The organism is Pontibacter sp. GD7 (assembly GCF_058216375.1).
Genome location: NZ_JBYZMP010000007.1, coordinates 1 through 18,304, shown reverse-complemented (window position 1 = coordinate 18,304; position 18,304 = coordinate 1). Strand labels below are relative to the sequence as shown.

At 48.2% G+C, this 18,304-nt stretch carries 13 protein-coding genes and 1 riboswitch; of the genes, 5 read left to right on the top strand and 8 right to left on the bottom strand.

Translation table 11 applies throughout. The annotated features are described in order from the left end of the window. Window positions 1–266 precede the first annotated feature (266 nt). The 4 genes from AC4BAP_RS12170 (at window position 267) to AC4BAP_RS12155 (ending at window position 9,045) form a co-directional block, all read left to right on the top strand. Window positions 267–2,795: a TonB-dependent receptor domain-containing protein gene (locus AC4BAP_RS12170; RefSeq protein ID WP_490582931.1), complete on the top strand. Its 2,529-nt coding sequence runs from the start codon at window positions 267–269 to the stop codon at window positions 2,793–2,795. Between the two features lie 334 nt (window positions 2,796–3,129). Then, window positions 3,130–3,726: a transposase gene (locus AC4BAP_RS12165; protein WP_490582930.1), complete on the top strand. Its 597-nt coding sequence runs from the start codon at window positions 3,130–3,132 to the stop codon at window positions 3,724–3,726. 514 nt (window positions 3,727–4,240) lie between these two features. Further along, window positions 4,241–8,023 carry a gliding motility-associated C-terminal domain-containing protein gene (locus AC4BAP_RS12160; protein WP_490582929.1) on the top strand — a complete coding sequence of 1,261 codons (3,783 nt, stop codon included), beginning with the start codon at window positions 4,241–4,243 and terminating at the stop codon, window positions 8,021–8,023. Continuing rightward, complete coding sequence (locus AC4BAP_RS12155) at window positions 8,020–9,045, top strand: PorP/SprF family type IX secretion system membrane protein (RefSeq protein ID WP_490582928.1); 1,026 nt, start codon at window positions 8,020–8,022, stop codon at window positions 9,043–9,045. Before AC4BAP_RS12160 ends, AC4BAP_RS12155 begins: the two co-directional genes overlap by 4 nt. A gap of 596 nt (window positions 9,046–9,641) precedes the next feature. Here AC4BAP_RS12155 and moeB read toward each other — a convergent pair. The 8 genes from moeB to thiS all read right to left on the bottom strand — a co-directional run bounded on the left by moeB (window position 9,642) and on the right by thiS (window position 17,106). Further along, the gene (moeB, locus tag AC4BAP_RS12150; protein ID WP_490582927.1) at window positions 9,642–10,718 is read right to left on the bottom strand and encodes a molybdopterin-synthase adenylyltransferase MoeB; all 1,077 of its coding nucleotides are present in this window, start codon (window positions 10,716–10,718) and stop codon (window positions 9,642–9,644) included. A 420-nt stretch (window positions 10,719–11,138) separates the two neighbouring features. Then, window positions 11,139–12,248, bottom strand: coding sequence for a 2-iminoacetate synthase ThiH (thiH, locus tag AC4BAP_RS12145; protein ID WP_490582926.1), 1,110 nt, complete (start codon window positions 12,246–12,248; stop codon window positions 11,139–11,141). Beyond that, window positions 12,241–13,005, bottom strand: coding sequence for a thiazole synthase (locus tag AC4BAP_RS12140; RefSeq protein ID WP_490582925.1), 765 nt, complete (start codon window positions 13,003–13,005; stop codon window positions 12,241–12,243). The genes thiH and AC4BAP_RS12140 overlap by 8 nt, the downstream gene beginning before the upstream one ends. A gap of 1 nt (window position 13,006) precedes the next feature. Next, complete coding sequence (locus AC4BAP_RS12135) at window positions 13,007–13,648, bottom strand: thiamine phosphate synthase (RefSeq protein ID WP_490582924.1); 642 nt, start codon at window positions 13,646–13,648, stop codon at window positions 13,007–13,009. Further along, window positions 13,638–14,396, bottom strand: a complete 759-nt coding sequence (locus AC4BAP_RS12130; protein ID WP_490582923.1) for a hydroxymethylpyrimidine/phosphomethylpyrimidine kinase — start codon at window positions 14,394–14,396, stop codon at window positions 13,638–13,640. The genes AC4BAP_RS12135 and AC4BAP_RS12130 overlap by 11 nt, the downstream gene beginning before the upstream one ends. Beyond that, complete coding sequence (locus tag AC4BAP_RS12125; RefSeq protein ID WP_490582922.1) at window positions 14,369–14,986, bottom strand: thiamine phosphate synthase; 618 nt, start codon at window positions 14,984–14,986, stop codon at window positions 14,369–14,371. Before AC4BAP_RS12125 ends, AC4BAP_RS12130 begins: the two co-directional genes overlap by 28 nt. Beyond that, window positions 14,987–16,870 (bottom strand): phosphomethylpyrimidine synthase ThiC, encoded by a 1,884-nt coding sequence (thiC, locus tag AC4BAP_RS12120; protein WP_490582921.1) that lies wholly within the window; start codon window positions 16,868–16,870, stop codon window positions 14,987–14,989. It lies immediately after the preceding gene. Window positions 16,871–16,902: 32 nt separating this feature from the next. Beyond that, the gene (thiS, locus tag AC4BAP_RS12115) at window positions 16,903–17,106 is read right to left on the bottom strand and encodes a sulfur carrier protein ThiS (protein ID WP_490582920.1); all 204 of its coding nucleotides are present in this window, start codon (window positions 17,104–17,106) and stop codon (window positions 16,903–16,905) included. Window positions 17,107–17,167: 61 nt separating this feature from the next. Continuing rightward, window positions 17,168–17,263, bottom strand: a riboswitch (TPP riboswitch). Window positions 17,264–17,454: 191 nt separating this feature from the next. Between thiS and AC4BAP_RS12110 the strand changes: the two genes are divergently transcribed. Then, complete coding sequence (locus tag AC4BAP_RS12110) at window positions 17,455–18,162, top strand: DJ-1/PfpI family protein (protein ID WP_490582919.1); 708 nt, start codon at window positions 17,455–17,457, stop codon at window positions 18,160–18,162. Window positions 18,163–18,304 lie beyond the last annotated feature (142 nt).

The window sequence follows — 18,304 nt, the reverse complement described above, 5'->3', positions numbered from 1 at the left end:
CTCTTCGGGATTTGTAATCCCGAAGCATCTACTATTAGGATTTGCAATCCGATATTATACTTTGCCAGCTGTTGAGTAGCAGCTAAACCAGATTGCAAATCCGAATGAGCAGAGTAGCGAATAAAACCTGTAAAGTATAAATAATACAATTGAAGATAAACATTTGCACAAGTTGCTACATGGCCATGGAGCTTACTGAATGTGACAGGAACACCCTTTCCTAAACAGAATTCAACCTATAAACATTACTATCTAAGCTCTTTATTATGAAAAAGATTATACTTATAGCCGTAGCGGGCTTTCTCGCTGCACAGGCTACTATTGCCCAAAATCTGGCAACCCCACCTGCCGGCGGAGCCAAGCCACCAGTTGCAACACAACCCACCGCAAAAGGCGACGGGAAGATAAGCGGTATTATTCAGGATGAACTGACAAAAGCGCCTGTAGAGTTTGCTTCGGTGGCACTTGTTGATAAGGAATCAGGGAAAATTGTGGACGGCTCCACAACAGACAGCAAGGGCCGGTTTAGTATTGCCGGGGTTGCACCAGGGCACTATAAGCTCTCTGTCAGGTTTGTTGGCTACGAAACTATAACAGTTGATAATGTGGCTTTAGAGAAAGGGAAAGACGATGTGCATGTGGGAACGGTTATACTTAAGCCCAGCTCTAAAACATTAAGTGAGGTTACTGTTACCGGAGAAAAGCCACTTATTGAGGATAAAGTGGACAGGATGGTGTATAATACTGAGAAAGATATCCACCCCGGTGCGACAGCGGCTGAGGTAATGGCGAAAGTGCCGGGTGTGAGCGTGGACCTGGAAGGCAACGTGCAGTTGCGTGGCAGTTCAAACATACGGGTACTCATCAATAACAAGCCTTCTGCTGTGGTGGCCAGCAGTGTGGCCGATGCCCTGAAGCAGATACCGGCAGACCAGATACAGTCCGTTGAGGTAATCACCAGCCCATCAGCAAAGTATGACGCGGAAGGTACAGCCGGAATCATCAACATCATCTTAAAGAAGGACAATGGCGTACAGGGCCTGACCGGAAACGTTTCAGCTAATTTAGGTACGCTTAATAGTAACGCCAGTTTGGGTCTGAACTATCGCAAAGGCAAGGTTGGAGTAAACAGCACAGTGGGCTATGCGGTAAGCGATATGCGTGGTAAGAATAATATCGTGTCGATTTTCGGTCCGGGTTCAGCCATATCGAGCAGTTCACAGCAGTTGGACATGAACAGAGTGGCTTCGTCCAGGTTGTTACATTTTGGCGCAGACTATGGGCTTAGTAAGACCAGCTATATTGCGACAGGCATACGCATGACAATTCCTGATATTGAATTTAAAACCACGCAGCTAACAACCAATGTATTCAGAAATGAGCCCGAAAACAGAAACACGCGAGTAGGAAGCAACGGCTTTGACGGGATTAACTACGATATCAATCTTGACTACACCAGGTCGTTCAAAAAGCCAGGTCAGGAGCTTTCGGTGCTGGGACTGATCAGCAGAACCACCCGAAACAATGAGAACTTTATGGATCTGTATCAGAACGAACAGGTAACGCAAAAAGAGCAGAATTACAACGACGCCTACAACGAAGAAATAACTGCCCAGGCGGACTATACGCATCCTATAAACAAAACCCAGACATTGGAAGTTGGCACGAAAGCCATCTGGCGCTATGCCGAAAGCGATTACCGCTTCCTGGTGGCAAGTCCGGCTTCATCACCGTTTGTGTTGCAGCCAGACAGAACAGACTTGTTTACATATAACCAGGATGTGCTTTCATCTTATGCTATCTATGGCTTAAAGCTTGAGAAGTATAACCTGAAGATGGGCCTTAGGTACGAGTATACCCAGATTGACGGGGACTTTATTTCCAACGGTACACAAGTAGAGCAGGAGTATAACAATCTTTTTCCCAACGTCTCCGTGTCAAGAAACCTGAAACAGAACCAAACGATCAAGTTTAACTACTCCAAACGTATTCAGCGGCCGCAACTTTCGCTGTTAAACCCATACGAGAACGTGAGCAACCCGAAGAACGTGGTGCGTGGTAATCCTGAACTGGAGGCCGAATTAACCGATTCCTATGAACTGGGTTTTAGCACTTTCTCTAAGTCCGGAGCAACCATAAATGCATCACTGTACCTGCGTCAGACAATCAACGCCATTCAGTCGTTCAGTACACCGTACACTGGTTCTAACCCTGATTCTGTAGGCAGAGTAACAACAAGTTTTGACAATATAGGGCAGGAGAGTTTCTACGGGCTAAGCCTGTCTGGCAGCACTAAGTTTTTGGAAAAGGGCAGGGTTAGCAGTAACCTGAACCTGTTCTATGCTTCCATTCAGGGGGGAGGCCAGCAGCAATCGAACACCGGCATCGTGTACAATACCAACCTGAATGTATCGTACAACTTTAACAAAGGCTTCAGCGCACAAATGGCAGGCGATTACAACTCGTCGCAGGTAACGCTGCAGGGCAAAACGCTTGCATACGGAACCTATAACTTTGCTGTGAGAAAAGAGGTGTTGAACAAAAAAGGAAACGTAACGTTGGGCGTTAACAACCCATTTAACAAGTACGTGACCCGTGAGCGCCTTATCAAAACGTATAACTCTGAAAACATACTTGTGCTGGATCAGTCGAACGGCATGAGTATTAATTTGCGCCAGGTAAGGCTAAGCTTTAACTACCAGTTCGGTAAGCAGGATGCCAAAGCCAGGCCACGCAAGGTAAAGAAAGTTAACAACGACGATGCCAAGGAGGGGGAGGAAAACGGTCTGCAATAATTGATTGAATGCTGCAAAGTATAACTTATGGCGCAATTCTCTCCCCACCTCGCAGCGTGCGCCATGACCTCGCAGCGTCCGAAGGTCCTGCGAGCGTCTAACACCAGTAGCATAAACCAGAGACGAAGACACTCGCAGGACCTTCGGACGCTGCGAGGTCGGTGAAGGTCCTGCTGGCGTCTAACATCAGTAGCGGCAGCTTATGAAACGAAGACACTCGCAGGAGCTGCGCACGCTGCGAGGTCGGGTGCAGGCTGCGAAGTCTAATTTGATTTTTGTGTTGCCTACAAAACAGGTGAATTGCGTATAGGTTTGTATGCAGAAAACCGTTGAAATGGAGCCTGGGAAAACGTACCACGTGTATACTCGTGGCAACAACCGCGAAACCATTTTCAGAAGCAAAGAGAACTACCACTACTTTCTGGGTTTGTACCGTACATACTTAATGCCTTACGTAGATACTTTTGCCTATTGTCTGCTGCCAAACCATGTGCACTTTCTGCTAAGGGTTAAGTCCACAGAAGACCTGAAACCGCATACAGCAGTCGCAGATGCCGAGAGAATGATCAGTATACCCCGGCAACTAAGCCATCTGCTAAACGCCTACGCTAAAGCATTTAACAACTGGAACTGCCGTACCGGCAGGCTTTTTCAGCAGCGGTTTAAGCGCAAACCCGTCACATCAGAAGCATACTTTAGCCGGTTAGTGTTCTACATTCATTTTAACCCGCAGCACCACAGCCTTCTACCTGATTTCAAAGACTGGCAACATTCTTCCTATCATAGCCTGCTATCGAAAAGCAAAACCGCCCTTTGCCGTGATGAGGTGCTAAGCTGGTTTGGCGGCCCAGAACCATTCCAACAGTTTCACGAGCAGATTCAGGCAGACTTTTCTAACCTCTACCACATGCTGGGCGAAGATGAACTATAATTTCCACCTCACAGCAGCACCTGACCGCGCATTTGCCCCCGACCTCGCAGCGTGCGCAGCTCCTGCGAGCGTCTTTTGAGTTAGAGAGTTAAAGAGTTAGAGAGTTAAAGAGTTAGAAAGTTAAAGAGTTTAAGATTTGCTCATGCACTCATCCACTCATTCAACATTTGCCTGTTTTAAATTTTTAGACGCTCGCAGGACCTTCGGACGCTGCGAGGTCGGGGAAGAGCTGCGAGGTTACTTATTTATGTGATGTTGTAACACTGAATAAATAAAAGTTTTGCTATCAAACTGCTTGTTTATTTCTGTTTGATTTTCATATATTTAGCGCCTGATTTTTCAGGCCATTCCATACTTGATCTCAAAACACAGACTTAATTTTTTGCAAGTGCATTTTCAGCATTTGATTCGTGCTGCATGTATGGTGTACTGTTAGCGATTTTTTTTTCTCAACCCTTTTAACTTCCGGTGTTTATCTGGTTCTAAGGGCGAACGACTTAAGTCTACTGGTAATTTGAAGAAACTTTTTACGCAATACATTCCCCTTATACTTTTACTTATTTGCTGCATCGCTTTGGAGGTGTCGGCGCAGAATACATCCAATAGTGGTACCAACTTCTGGGTGGGGTATACAGGGCATATCGATGGCACCAAATCGCAGATGAGTTTATACTTGACCTCGAGTGTAAACACAACGGCCACGGTTTCTATCCCGAAACTGGGAATCTCCAACACCTATACGGTAACGGCGAACAGCGTTACGGTTGCACCCATAAGCTCCGCTGCCTATGTAGGTACTTCAGAAGAACTCGAGGACAAAGGGATACAGGTTGTGTCGGAGCACCCGATCGTGGTGTACTCGCATATCTACGCGCAAGCACGTTCCGGTGCAACCCTCGTACTACCCACCAATACCTTAGGTCGCGAATATTTTGCCACTAGCTACCAACCCCACACCTCGGGCCAATATGCTGAGTTTATGGTAGTGGCTACTGAAGACAATACCCTGGTAGAGATCACTCCTAAAGCTGCAACCAGAGGCGGCAAGGCAGCAAACGTTCCTTTCCAGGTCAGCCTGAACAAGGGGCAGGTATACCAGGTGCAATCGGCCTCCGACCTGACAGGCAGCAAAATAATATCAGTAAGTAGCGGGGGAGGTGACTGTAAGAAGATCGCCGTTTTCTCGGGTAATAGCTTTGTTGCGCTTGGTTGTAACGGTGCCGGTAGCGGGGACAATCTGTATCAGCAGCTATACCCACTCAGTACCTGGGGCTCAAACTTTGTTACCGCACCACTCAAGACCAGAACCGGTGGAGATATTTTCAGGGTGCTTGCCTCACAACAAAATACAGTAGTTACGATAAATGGCAGCAACCAAACGTTAAATGCCGGCGAGTACTATGAGTTTAACAGCGCTACTGCCAATTACATCACAGCCACCCACCCGATCACGCTGCTGCAATATGCTCGTACCCAGGGCTGCGATAACGTTACCGGCGACCCGGAGATGATCATTCTTAACCCGGTAGAGCAAACCCTGACCGACATTACACTCTATTCATCGCCATACTTTATGATCACGGGGCACTACATTAATGTGGTGATCAAAACGGAGGCTGTTTCCTCTTTCAGGCTGGATGGCCAACCGATAACGTTTACACCAGTAGCGGCAAACCCGGAGTACTCCTTTGCACAAGCCACGGTAGGAGCAGGTAACCACAGGTTAACCGCCGATATCGGTTTTAATGCCATGGCTTACGGGTTTGGCAACGTGGAGTCGTATGGCTACTCGGCGGGGGCAAACATCAAAAACCTGAACCAGAACATTACCTTCGGCAAGCCATCTTATTGCGACGGACAGACAGTTACTTTTACAGGATTCGCCAACTACGAGCCACAGAGCTGGTTGTGGGAGTTCGGAGACGGCAATACCTCCTCGCTGCAAAACCCTACCCATACTTATGCGGCACCGGGCACTTACATGGTTAAGCTGACCACTGTAAAAAACAACGGCAACGATTGCGATTCAAAAGATGAATCTACCGCAGAGCTGATCGTATACCCGAACCCGGTTTCGAACTTTACCTATAAGTCTGAATGCCTGAACGGGGCTTTGCTTTTTACTGATGCCTCTACGGTTGCCGGTAACAACAGCAAGGTAACCGAGTGGCTGTGGGAATTTGGTGACGGAAAAATCTCAACAGAACAGAATCCGAGACATGCTTACGCCAGTCCCGGTATCTATACAGTTAAGCTTACCACCAAAACCAGTGCCGGCTGTGTGAACGAGGTTAGCAAACAGGTAGAGATGCTGCCTAAACCTGTACTGGCCTTTGATGCGCCGGCAGTCTGCAATACATTTATTACCAATTTTACCGATAAATCTACCTCCGTGGTACCCATAACGGCCTGGGAATGGGACTTTGGAGATGGTAACAAGGCAAGCACACAGCATCCGCAGCATACCTATGCAGAGTCGGGTACTTATAATGTTACCCTCACATTTACCTTCGAGGAGGGTTGCAAAACATCCGTAACAAAACAGGTGGTGGTTTATCCGAAGCCACAAATGAAATTCGAGTTGCCTGATGTATGTATAAACGATGAGGCGCAGTTCGTGAACAAGACCACCATCAGCTCAGGTACTTTGACCTATGTATGGGATTTTGGTGATGGTACCACCTCTACGCAAACTAATCCGAAGCACAAGTATAAATCGGAAGGCGTGTACAAGGTAAAATTAACTGCCACTTCAGATAAAGGCTGTACCAGCACCATAGAAGAAGATTACATTGTGAGCGGGGCAAATCCACAGGCCGATTTTACCACGTCAGGTTCTTGCCAGCGGGATGGTATTCAGTTTCAGGATGCCTCTACTATTGCTTTTGGTAAGATCGTGAAATGGGAATGGACGTTCGGGGATGGCACCACATCGTCTGAGCAAAACCCGCTGCACATCTACAAAGCTCCTGGCACTTACCAGGTTAGCCTGAAAGCTTATTCCGGTATCATCTGTCATGGCTTTACTACTAAAACAATAACCGTGTTTGTTAGCCCAACAGCTGGCTTTGAAACGGGTAATGTATGTTTTGGGGAGACTACCAGCTTCAAAAGTACCTCTACGGTAGCGCAGGGTAGCATTGTATCACATGCCTGGAATTTTGGCGATGGCAATACGTCGAGTGCCGTGAACCCGACACACCGCTACGCCAGCGCAGGTACTTACGAAGTTATACTGGTGGTTACCACGGACAAAGGCTGCCAGCACACAGAAAAACAGAAAGTAGTAGTATACGCCAAGCCGACAGCAGCTTTCCTGCCAGTAATGGGATGTATTTCGGATGCCGTGGCTTTTCAGGATAAGAGCACGGTGGCGGCAGGGAGTAACATTATAGCATGGGCCTGGAACTTCGGGGATGGCAATACAGCTGACACACAGCACCCAACTCACAAGTATAGCCAACCGGGTACATACCAGGTTAGGCTGCTGGTTACAACTACGGATGGCTGCACAGCCGATCTGACACAAGCCCTGACCATAGTACACGCCCCTGTAGCGGATGCCGGGCCTGATCAAAAGCCAGTTTGCGGGTTAACTTATACTTTATTGCAAGCCAACACCCCGCCACACGGAACCGGCCTCTGGACAATTGTGGCAGGTGCAGGCGGACAACTGGCAGACCCTACCAACCCAAGATCAGGCTTTACGGGCAAAATGGAGGAAAACTACCGCCTTCGTTGGACAGTGAGTAACAGCCCTTGTGCCGCAACTACCGATGAGGTGGAGATCAAATTCAGTGCTTATCCTGAGGCAAAAGCAGGCCCAGACCTGGAGATCATCGAAGGCGAAAGTATAACCCTGGCAGGCAGCGGAACCGGCACCCTGAAATGGTCTCCGGCCATTAGCCTGGACAATGCTTCGGTTGCACGGCCAGTGGCAAACCCGGAAGTAACTACAACTTATACGTTAACAGCGACCTCGGCCGAAGGCTGTATAAGTACCGATGAGGTTACGGTGCGGGTATTACAGCGCCTACGCATCCCGAACGGCATTTCGCCTAACGGGGATGGTATTAACGATGTATGGCTGATAAAAGGCGTTGAGGATTATCCTGACATCACCATTGACATTTACAACCGCTGGGGAGATAAGATTTATTCAACCAAAGGGTACACCACGCCCTGGGACGGTTCACGAAACGGTTCGCCTCTGCCAGATGGGGCCTACTATTATGTGATCGACACCAACAAAGGGAGAAAAGCATTTACAGGCTCTATAACGGTACTTCGCAAATGAAAAAGCTATGTATACTTTCGATGTTGTTGTACTTTAGCCTGAAAGCTTTTTCGCAGCAGTTGCCGCATTTCAGCCAGTATATGCTGAACGGTTACCTGGTCAACCCTGCCCTGGCCGGCTCTGAGAACTACGGCGACGTGAGATCGGGTTACCGCAACCAGTGGGCCGGTATTGACGGGGCTCCGGAATCATACTACATTACGGCACACATGCCGATTGGTAAGATGAACCTGAACACAACGGCAACCTCAGTACCTTATAGGGGCCGTACGGGCAGCAACGCTTTGCTGCAGAACTATAAAAAAAGAGAAACGCAACAAGCCCGGCCGCATCATGGTGTCGGTTTATCGGTTATCTCGGATAGGGCAGGGGCTCTTAAGCGAACTGATGCCGGCGTGACCTATGCTTACCATTTGCCACTTACAAAAGAACTTAAAATGTCGGCTGGCTTATCGGGGGGCATTTCGATGTACAGGGTGGATGAGCAAGGTTTGCAGCTAACCGACCCTAACGACCCTACTTTTATGGGCGGCAATTACAACCGCGTGAAGCCAAACATAACAGCAGGCGTGTTGCTGTACACCAAGCGCTTCTTTGTAGGAACATCCAGCACGCAGCTTTTTCAGGATGAGCTTAGCACCAGGTTTAACGACGAGGAAAGCCACCTTGCCAGTTCCAGGGCGCACCATACTTTTATGGGAGGCTACAAACTGGTGGTTACGCCCAAATTTACGGTGTTGCCTTCGGTGCTGGTAAAGTATGCCAGTCCCGCACCCACTTCCGTTGACGTTAACCTGAAGCTGATGTATTATGATAAAGTATGGCTGGGAGGATCTTACAGGCAAAACCGTACTCCGGTTATACTTGGGGGCGTAAACGTGAGCAACCTGCTGCAGGTAGGCTATGCCTATGATGTGGCCTCCAATGGAATGGACAGGATAGGCGGCGGTGCCCATGAAGTGGTACTTGGAATCCTGGTAAATAACCGGGGCAAGATCTTCAGTCCTTCTGATTTCTGGTAATAGGCCGTAAGAAATAAAAAAAGCCTCATCAAGTATATAGATTTGATGGGGCTTTTTACTTCAGCGGCTGTTTTTGTTATAATATTAGCTCAAGTTGCGATTAATCCACCCCTCCCAATAGCCGTGCCGTTAAGTTTTAACAGAAATTGTCCCCTTGAGGGCAGGGCCGTTTCATTCTATTTTTTTCTGGCGCGGATCTCCAGATTCGTGACTAACAAGTAAGGTTGAGTCTTCCCGGGACTCCGCCCGGGACAGGCTTCCTCAACTGGCTCGGAGAGCCATAAATGCGATTTGAGTGCAAGATTATTTACAACCGAAATAGGGACTTCATTTTTCAAAAACAAGGTCATGGCGCGAGTGTCCTTGTCCCGAATCAAGTCCGGGATCTGCGACTCTTAATTGGCTATAGCTGGGCCTCTGGCCCAGTTGAGTTGAAAACTCAACGCCATGTCAAACCACAAGTTGAAAACTTGCGGTAGAAAAATAGAATGAAACGGCCCTGTTCCTAGAAGGAGAATTTTTTACAATTTTGTGATAATCCCCTCTTGGGAGGGGTAGGGGTGGGTAAATCCGTTTTGAATAAGAACCTCTTCTAGCTAAAGAACTTCCTTTGCAGCCTGCAGGCCGCCCTTCAGGTTAAAGATGGAGCGATTAAAGCTGTTGGCTACATACAAGCTGGCTGCAAACATACTTCTAAGCCCCGACTGGCAGCAGAACACGATCTTCTTGTCAACAGGGAAGGTTTGCATCTGGTCTTGCAAGGTGCTAAGCGGAATGTTCTCACCACCTATATTGAAGCTCTCAAATTCGTATGGTTCACGCACGTCCACCAGGTAAATGTCCCCTTTCTCTTCCAGCCAAGCTTTTAATTTCTGGTGTGTGATTTCCCGTACTGTAGATGCAGCGCTAGCACAAGCGGCAGCTGACACAGGAGTAGTATGAGTCGCAATGTCTGTGCGTTCAAAGGAGAAAATATTGGTGCTGTTCTCCAGTGTATTCAGTACAAGTAGTTTGCCCGCCAACACCTCTCCAACCTGGCAGATGATCTTGATCGCCTCGTTTGCCATGTATGAGCCAATTAATCCAGGCAATACACCCAGCACACCTACCTCAGAGCAATTAGGCATTTCACCGGGTTCCGGAGCGGCAGGGTAGATGCAGCGGTAAGTTGGCCCGTTCTGGAAGTTAAAGACCGATACCTGTCCTTCGAACCGAAGGATGGAGCCAAATACCAGCGGCTTGTCAAGCGCCACACAAACATCGTTCACCAGGTAGCGGGTAGGGAAGTTGTCAGAGCCGTCTATGATGACATCATACTCTTTGAATAGCACATTTGCATTATCAGTTGTGAGTCGCTCCGTGTAAGTATGAAATTGAACGAACGGATTTTGCTTTGCTAGTTTCTCTTCTGCTACTACGGCTTTTTTTCGTCCCACATCTTCTTGCCAGTAAAGTATCTGGCGCTGCAGGTTACTCTCGTCTACCACATCATCATCTATTATACCGATGGTGCCCACGCCAGCGGCCGTAAGGTATTGCAGAACAGGACAACCCAGGCCCCCGGCACCAATTATCAGTACCTTTGCCTGTTTTAGTAATTCCTGGCCTTCCAATCCGATCTCGGGGAGTATCAGGTGCCGGCTGTATCGCTTTATTTCTTCTGGTAGTAGCATGTTATATTTTATTCGTGATATAGCTCTCTAGATGTAACATTCTTTGTTCGATATTATCTGAAATACCGCCAGTTTGAGCGCAGCGGTAACTGGTGGTTGACAATGTTTGCAAGTTTGTAACTTGCGCAAGTTGCAAACTTGCGGTAAAGGCAGCCACAAGTTGCGCTATCGCTAAACTTGCGGCATGTGCGATCCAACAAATAATATCATACTAACTCCCCCCCTGGCTCTTTCGGACATCCATGTCCGAAAGAGCCAGGGGGGGGACTTCCTAGTCCCCGTTGATCAGCCTTTCCTTTTTGCGGACTTGGGAGTCCGCAGCAGAAAGAGTTCCGGGCATTCATGTCCGGAACAGCGGTTTGTTTAAGCGTTTCAGCTTCAGTTAAAACAACTCCAATAACAAACCACCTAAGTTGTCGTTTAAAAAGCCCTGTCCCAATCCTTCCAAACAGCCTCGTATCCCTGCGATTTCAGCATGGCGGCAATCTGTTCGGGGCTACGCTCATCCGAAATCTCAAATTGCTCCAAAGATTCCGGCTCCACGGCATAACCCCCTGGATTCGTCTTCGAGCCTGCACTCATGGATGTAACGCCAAGCTTTACCACGTTATTCCGGAACTTCTCCGACTCACGGGTAGAGAGCGATAATTCCACTTCTTCGTTACAGATGCGGTAAGCACAGATCAGTTGTACCAACTCACGATCCGACATTTCTACTTTTGGGGCCAGGCCACCACAGAAAGGCCGCAGTCTCGGGAACGAAAGGCTATACTTGGTCTGCCAGTATGTTTTCTCCAGGTAATTCAGGTGCAAGGCTGTAAAAAAGGAATCTGTGCGCCAATCTTCCAGGCCAATCAGCACGCCAAGTCCCATCTTATGAATACCTGCTTTACCCAGCCTGTCCGGGGTATCTAACCGGTAGTAGAAGTTTGATTTCTTGCCCTTAGTATGGTGTTTCTTGTAATCGTCTTTATGGTAGGTTTCCTGGTATACCAGCACGGTGTTCAGGCCATAAGGTATAAGCGCTTCATACTCGTCCTGGTCCAGGGGCTGCACTTCCATGGAGATGTGCGAAAAGTATGGCCGGATGAGCTGCAACGCATTTTTGAAGTAATCTACATGCACGGTGTTGTTAGCCTCGCCAGTAACCAGCAGCACGTGGTCGTAGCCTAGTTTTTTTATGGCCTGTACTTCCAGCAGGATCTCCTCATCGGTAAGTGTTTTGCGGCGCATTTTGTTGTCGTAGCTAAAGCCGCAATAGGTGCAGATGTTCTGGCACTCGTTGGACAAGTATAATGGCACGTACATCTGCATGGTATGGCCAAAGCGCTTGCGGGTAATCTGCTGACTCAACTGCGCCATCTGCTCTAGGTAGGGTGCGGCAGCCGGCGAGATCAGGGCCTTAAAATCTTCCAGTGTTTTCTTCTGGCTACCTAAGGCATGCTCCACATCGCGGGCAGTTTTGGCATAAATGCTTTCCTTTACCTGCTCCCAGGTATAGCTGTCAAAAATCTCTCTGAAATTACTCATCTAAAAAGGAAGTTAAAGGGCTGCTTGCTGCGGCATGTTGTACAGGTTTAGCCAGCTTTGCTTCAAATGCCATTCGTCCGGCTTCAACGGCCATTTTGAACGCTATTGCCATCTGCACCGGGTTTCCTGAAACCGCAATGGCCGTGTTCACGAGCACCGCATCGGCACCCAGTTCCATAGCCTTTGCCGCATCCGACGGACTGCCAATACCCGCATCCACTACCACGGGCACCTTGCTCTGCTCGATGATGATCTCCAGGAAATCAATAGTTTTAAGCCCCTTGTTGCTCCCAATAGGAGAGCCCAGTGGCATAACGGCGGCTGTTCCGGCTTCTTCCAGGCGTTTGCACAGTACCGGGTCCGCGTGGATGTAAGGCAGCACCACAAAGCCCAGTTTAGCCAGTTCTTCTGTAGCTTTCAGGGTTTCTATCGGGTCGGGTAAAAGGTACTTCGGGTCCGGGTGGATCTCCAGTTTTAACCAGTTTGTTTCCAGTGCCTCACAGGCCAGCTGCGCAGCAAACACGGCTTCCTTTGCGTTTCGAACCCCGGAAGTGTTTGGCAGCAGGTTGATGTGCGGGTGCTTCAGGTGAAAAAGTATATCATCTTCTTCGGCATGAATATCCACACGTTTTAAAGCAACAGTTACCAGCTCGGAACCTGATGCCAGTAAGGCTTCTTCCATCAAACCGGATGAACTGAACTTGCCCGTGCCGGTAAACAGGCGTGAATTGAAGGTTTTATCTGCTATCTGTAACATATTATAAGGCGATACTTGCGTGTGAAATTGCTTTTTGAATAGTTTGGACAAAGGCAGCAGGAGTAGGGCTATTGGTAATGGCCCCTGATATGGCAACGCCATGTACCCCCGCAAGCAGCAGTTCGGGCACATCGGCTGCCGCAATGCCACCGATAGCTATGATGGGAATGCTGATGTCTTCCAGAGTTAGCTGACGAAGTATGGAAGTATAGCCATTCAGGCCCAGCACAGGGCTCAGCTTTTCTTTGGTGGTTGTGAAGCGGTAAGGCCCCAACCCAACGTAGTCGGCACCATCTGATACGCGTTGCCTGATGTGCTGTAAAGTGTTGGCGGTGCCCCCAATGATCATACTTTCCCCGACAATACACCTGGCTTCCAGGATAGGCATGTCCTGCAGGCCCAGGTGCAAACCATCTGCTTCCACAGCTTTGGCTATGTGCGGGTAATCGTTGATGATAAGCTTCCCACCATACTTTGCGCATAGCTCTTTAGCCGCTTCTGCGTAATGGACAACCTTAGTTTCTGGCTTGTTTTTTACCCGCAGCTGCACCCAGTCACAGCCGGCATCCAGGGCTTTATGTATGGCCGTAAGATGGGTTAACGTGTTAGTTTCCTGCGATATGTAGTGTAGTTTAGCGATCATGTTTGTGATACCCGAGTAGGGAAGGGTTACTGCTTAAAAATGATTCGGTGTAGCGCTTGCCCCGGCGGCAGGCTTCTTCTAAAGTATGGCCCAATGCCAGGTTGGCCGCAATGGCAGCCGACAGCACACAGCCGGAACCATGCTTAGGAGAAATATTTGATAATGTTGGCTCTAATGCGGTGCAGGTGTCCTGATAGAAAAAGTAATCTGTACCTAAGGCTTCGGGATTATGGCCGCCTTTCAAAAGTATGGCGCAGTGCTTTGCCATTTCTCCGGCAGCGTCTGTTGGTGCTAACTCCGGATTGAGCTGCTGTATCTCGTTGTAGTTTGGAGTAGCCAGGGTTAGCTCCTGCAATACAGCGTTTAGTTGCTGCTCTTGTAAAGCATCATGAAAAGCAAAACCTGCACTGGCTTTTAAAACCGGGTCAAGAACAATCTGTATCTCAGGCTGCTGTCGCTTCAAGTATAAAATAATCTCCAGCAGCGCACCCATACTTTGCACAATCCCAATCTTGCATGAAAGTATAGGAAACTTGCTTACCAGTGGCTCCAGTTGGTCTATGATCTCCTGTGCAATTATCCATTGCAGCTTCAGGAATTCTGTGTCGTTTTGAACCGTTAGAGCAGAGCATACGCCAAAGCCATAAACACCATGCTGCTCAAACGTTTTGATGTCGGCAAGTATACCGGCCCCGCCACTCGGGTCGAAACCGGCAATGCTTAGTACGTAAGGTCTGGTGTCTGACATTTCTCTTTAATTTTCAGGTAAGAAGTAACTGCCTGCTCAGGTTGTTTCCAGACGCTGCCAAGTATAGCTGCTCCGTCGAAATTCATACTTCGGATCATGGCAACATTCTGCGCATCAATCCCACCCAGGGCGATCACCTGAATAGGTTTCTCTGCTGCAGTTAAGTAAAAGCCGTCTGCCACCTTAGAAGTATAACCTGGCTTTGAAATGCTGTCGAACACAGGCCCGAAGAAAGTATAGAAGAAACATGGACTTAGCCTTTGCAACGATGCTATTTCGTGCACAGAAGTGCTGAGCTGATATCCTGCGGTTTGCAGTTTAATCAGGTCTTCTGCCGTAGTCATACTTCTGTTGGCTTCGATAAAGTGTAAGCGGTTTATTTCAAACAAAGCTGCCAACTCGTGGTGCTGGTGCAATGCTATTTTTGCACAGTGCTCCGGCTTTATCTGCTGCAATAACTGCCTAAGTTCTTCTGTTGTAAAGTATGGCTTGCGTAAATGAAAGTACTCCAGCCCCGCCTCAAACAACTCGTTGATGCGCTGTGCCTCTTCGGCTATCGGTTCGGGACTGGAGATAACTATCAGCTTCATTTACAGGTATAGCTCGCTTCCTTTTTGGGCAAACTCTTTCGCTTTTTCTTCCATGCCTTTTTGCAGGGCAGCTGTTTCTTGCACACCCTGCTGGTCGGCATACTCACGTACTTCCTGCGTTATTTTCATAGAGCAGAAGTTTGGTCCGCACATAGAACAGAAGTGGGCAATTTTAGCACCTTCGGCAGGCAAGGTCTCATCATGGAATTCACGGGCTGTGTCCGGGTCCAGAGACAGGTTAAACTGGTCTTCCCAACGGAACTCGAAGCGTGCCTTGCTCAGGGCATTGTCGCGGTACTGTGCTCCCGGGTGTCCCTTGGCAAGGTCGGCGGCGTGTGCGGCAATCTTATAAGTAATCACACCATCCTTCACATCTTTTTTATTCGGAAGGCCCAGGTGCTCTTTTGGCGTTACATAGCAAAGCATGGCCGTTCCAAACCAGCCGATCATGGCCGCACCGATGGCAGATGTGATGTGGTCGTAACCAGGTGCGATGTCAGTAGTCAATGGTCCAAGCGTGTAGAACGGTGCTTCGTGGCACTCCTTCAGTTGCTTGTCCATGTTCTCCTTGATCAGGTGCATTGGCACGTGGCCCGGACCTTCAATAATCGTCTGTACATCGTGTTTCCAGGCAATCTTGGTGAGTTCGCCTAGCGTTTCCAGTTCGGCAAACTGCGCTGCATCGTTGGCATCGGCTATACTTCCAGGGCGTAACCCATCGCCCAGCGAGAAAGAAACGTCATAGGCTTTCATGATCTCGCAGATCTCTTCGAAGTGCGTATACAGGAAGTTCTCTTTATGATGTGCCAGGCACCACTTTGCCATAATAGAACCACCCCTGGATACGATACCGGTCAGACGCTTAGCCGTTAATGGCACATAACGCAGCAGCACACCGGCATGTATGGTAAAGTAGTCAACCCCTTGCTCAGCCTGCTCGATCAGTGTGTCGCGGAAGATTTCCCAGGTCAAGTTTTCGGCTTTACCGCCAACTTTCTCCAGGGCCTGGTAAATCGGCACGGTGCCAATCGGAACAGGGGAGTTGCGGATCACCCACTCGCGGGTTTCATGTATGTTCTTGCCCGTAGAAAGGTCCATGATGGTATCGGCTCCCCAACGGCAGGCCCATACGGCTTTCTCCACTTCTTCTTCAATGCTGGAAGTAACAGCAGAGTTGCCGATGTTGGCGTTGATCTTTACTAAGAAGTTTCGGCCAATGATCATCGGCTCACTTTCGGGGTGGTTGATATTGGCAGGAATAACAGCACGACCTGCGGCTACTTCCTGTCTTACAAACTCCGGGGTAATGTGGCTTTTTGGCGTGTTGGCACCAAAACTATGGCCGCTATGCTGGTGCGAAAGTATAGGATTCTGGTCTTTCAGCTGCTCGTTCAGTGTATCGATACGCTGGTTCTCACGGATGGCGATGTACTCCATCTCCGGCGTGATGATCCCTTTTTTAGCGTAGTGCAGCTGCGTTACATTCTGCCCATCTTTGGCACAAAGCGGCTTGCTCAGGTGCTGGAAACGCAGGTAATCCAGGCTGTTGTTAGCCAGGCGCTGCTTGCCATACTGCGATGTAACGCCATCCAACTGCTCTACATCACCGCGGTTCAGAATCCAGTCTTTGCGCAGGGCGGGCAAGCCTTGCTTTAAATCGATCTCGATGTTCGGATCAGTATAAGGTCCGCTGGTATCGTATACCGTTACAGAAGCGTTTTTCTCCACCTGGCCTTCTGAGCCAAAGATTTTGGTGTCGGTTAAGCTGATCTCGCGCATGGCCACAGAGATGTCGTGTAGCTGGCCTTTTACATACACCTTTTTCGATGCCGGAAACGGTGCGCGCGTTATGGTTTGTTGTTGGGGTATTTTTTCTTTCTTCATAAAAGTATAATTACAGATGAAAAGGCTAAGGCTTAACCGCCCTGCGTTGCTCTGATGATGGTGACTGAATCGTTTGGTTGTAAGGAGTGATCGTCCCAGTTGGATTTTGGAACAATGGCGTTATTGACCGCAACAGCAAATCCGTTTTGGTGCTGAGGCAATAGCGTTTGAAGCAACTGCTGTAAAGAGCAATTGTCGGCTACGGTTTGTGCTTTTTGGTTTACTGAAATTTCCATTCCTGTAGATTTGGTGCAATAGACCTTAGGAATGGACCTGGGGAGAGAAAGAAAAAAATCCCGGTATGTATTCGCTTTTCCCTACGGCAGTATGAACTGCATCAGGTTCAAAGGGTAAAATCTCAGCCCTGTTTAAAGGACACCCCTAAAGTCGATTCAAATATAGGTGAGAAAGTATAGATTCCAAAAGAGAAGGGAGATTAGTTTAAATATATAGCATGATACACCTGCACAGAAGCCTTATTAATTGAAGCCTACTTTTGGAATTTATGTAACAGATTGACCAAATGATGTAAAAGGACAGCTTCCATTAGCATATACCTTTGTGCAATAAGAAATAAGGGGAAAATGAAAATTGTAATATTGCTTTATGATGGGTTTACGGCTTTAGATGTAATAGGGCCATACGAAACACTCTGCCGTCTGCCTGGTGCCCAGGTGGTATTTGTTGCCAAAGAAAAGGGCATTATCGAAAGTGACTATAAACATGCCAGGCTCATTGCAGATTATTCCATTTCTGAGATCAGCAGTGCAGATATTCTAGTGTTGCCGGGCTCAACCATCACTTTTCTACAGGCTATACAAGACAAACAGCTTTTGGAATGGATTAGTGAAGTACATCAAAAGACAAAGTGGACATTGGCTGTGTGTTCAGGGGCTGTTATTTTAGCTGCTACGGGTATACTTAAAGATCAGCAAGCAACTACTCATTGGGCTTTATACGATCAGTTGGGAAAACTCGGAGCTCATCCGGTAGCAGAGCGGTTTGTGAGAAATGGTAAAGTCATTACTGCTGCAGGGGTCTCTGCTGGTATTGATGCAGCATTGTACCTGGCTTCACTGGAATTTGGAGAGGAAACTGCCAAGGCATTGCAGTTAATACAGGAATACGACCCACAGCCCCCATTCAATACCGGCTCCCTGCAAAATGCACCAGCTCATATTGTGGACAGAGCTAAGCGTGTATTGGTAAGAGATGTTAAAAGAATGACTGGAGGAACACTCTTTTCACTTATTAAAACCGTATTGAAGCTTAGGGTCATCCGCCACTTATGATGCTCACTTCTAGGATCAAAAAGCATGAGTCATCCCGAACTTTGTAATGGGATGAAAAAGGGAAGCCTCCTGTTTTAGGGATATAGCTATATGTATCACCTAAAGACAGGAGGCTTCTATGTGTTCTGCTTCTAAAAACGCC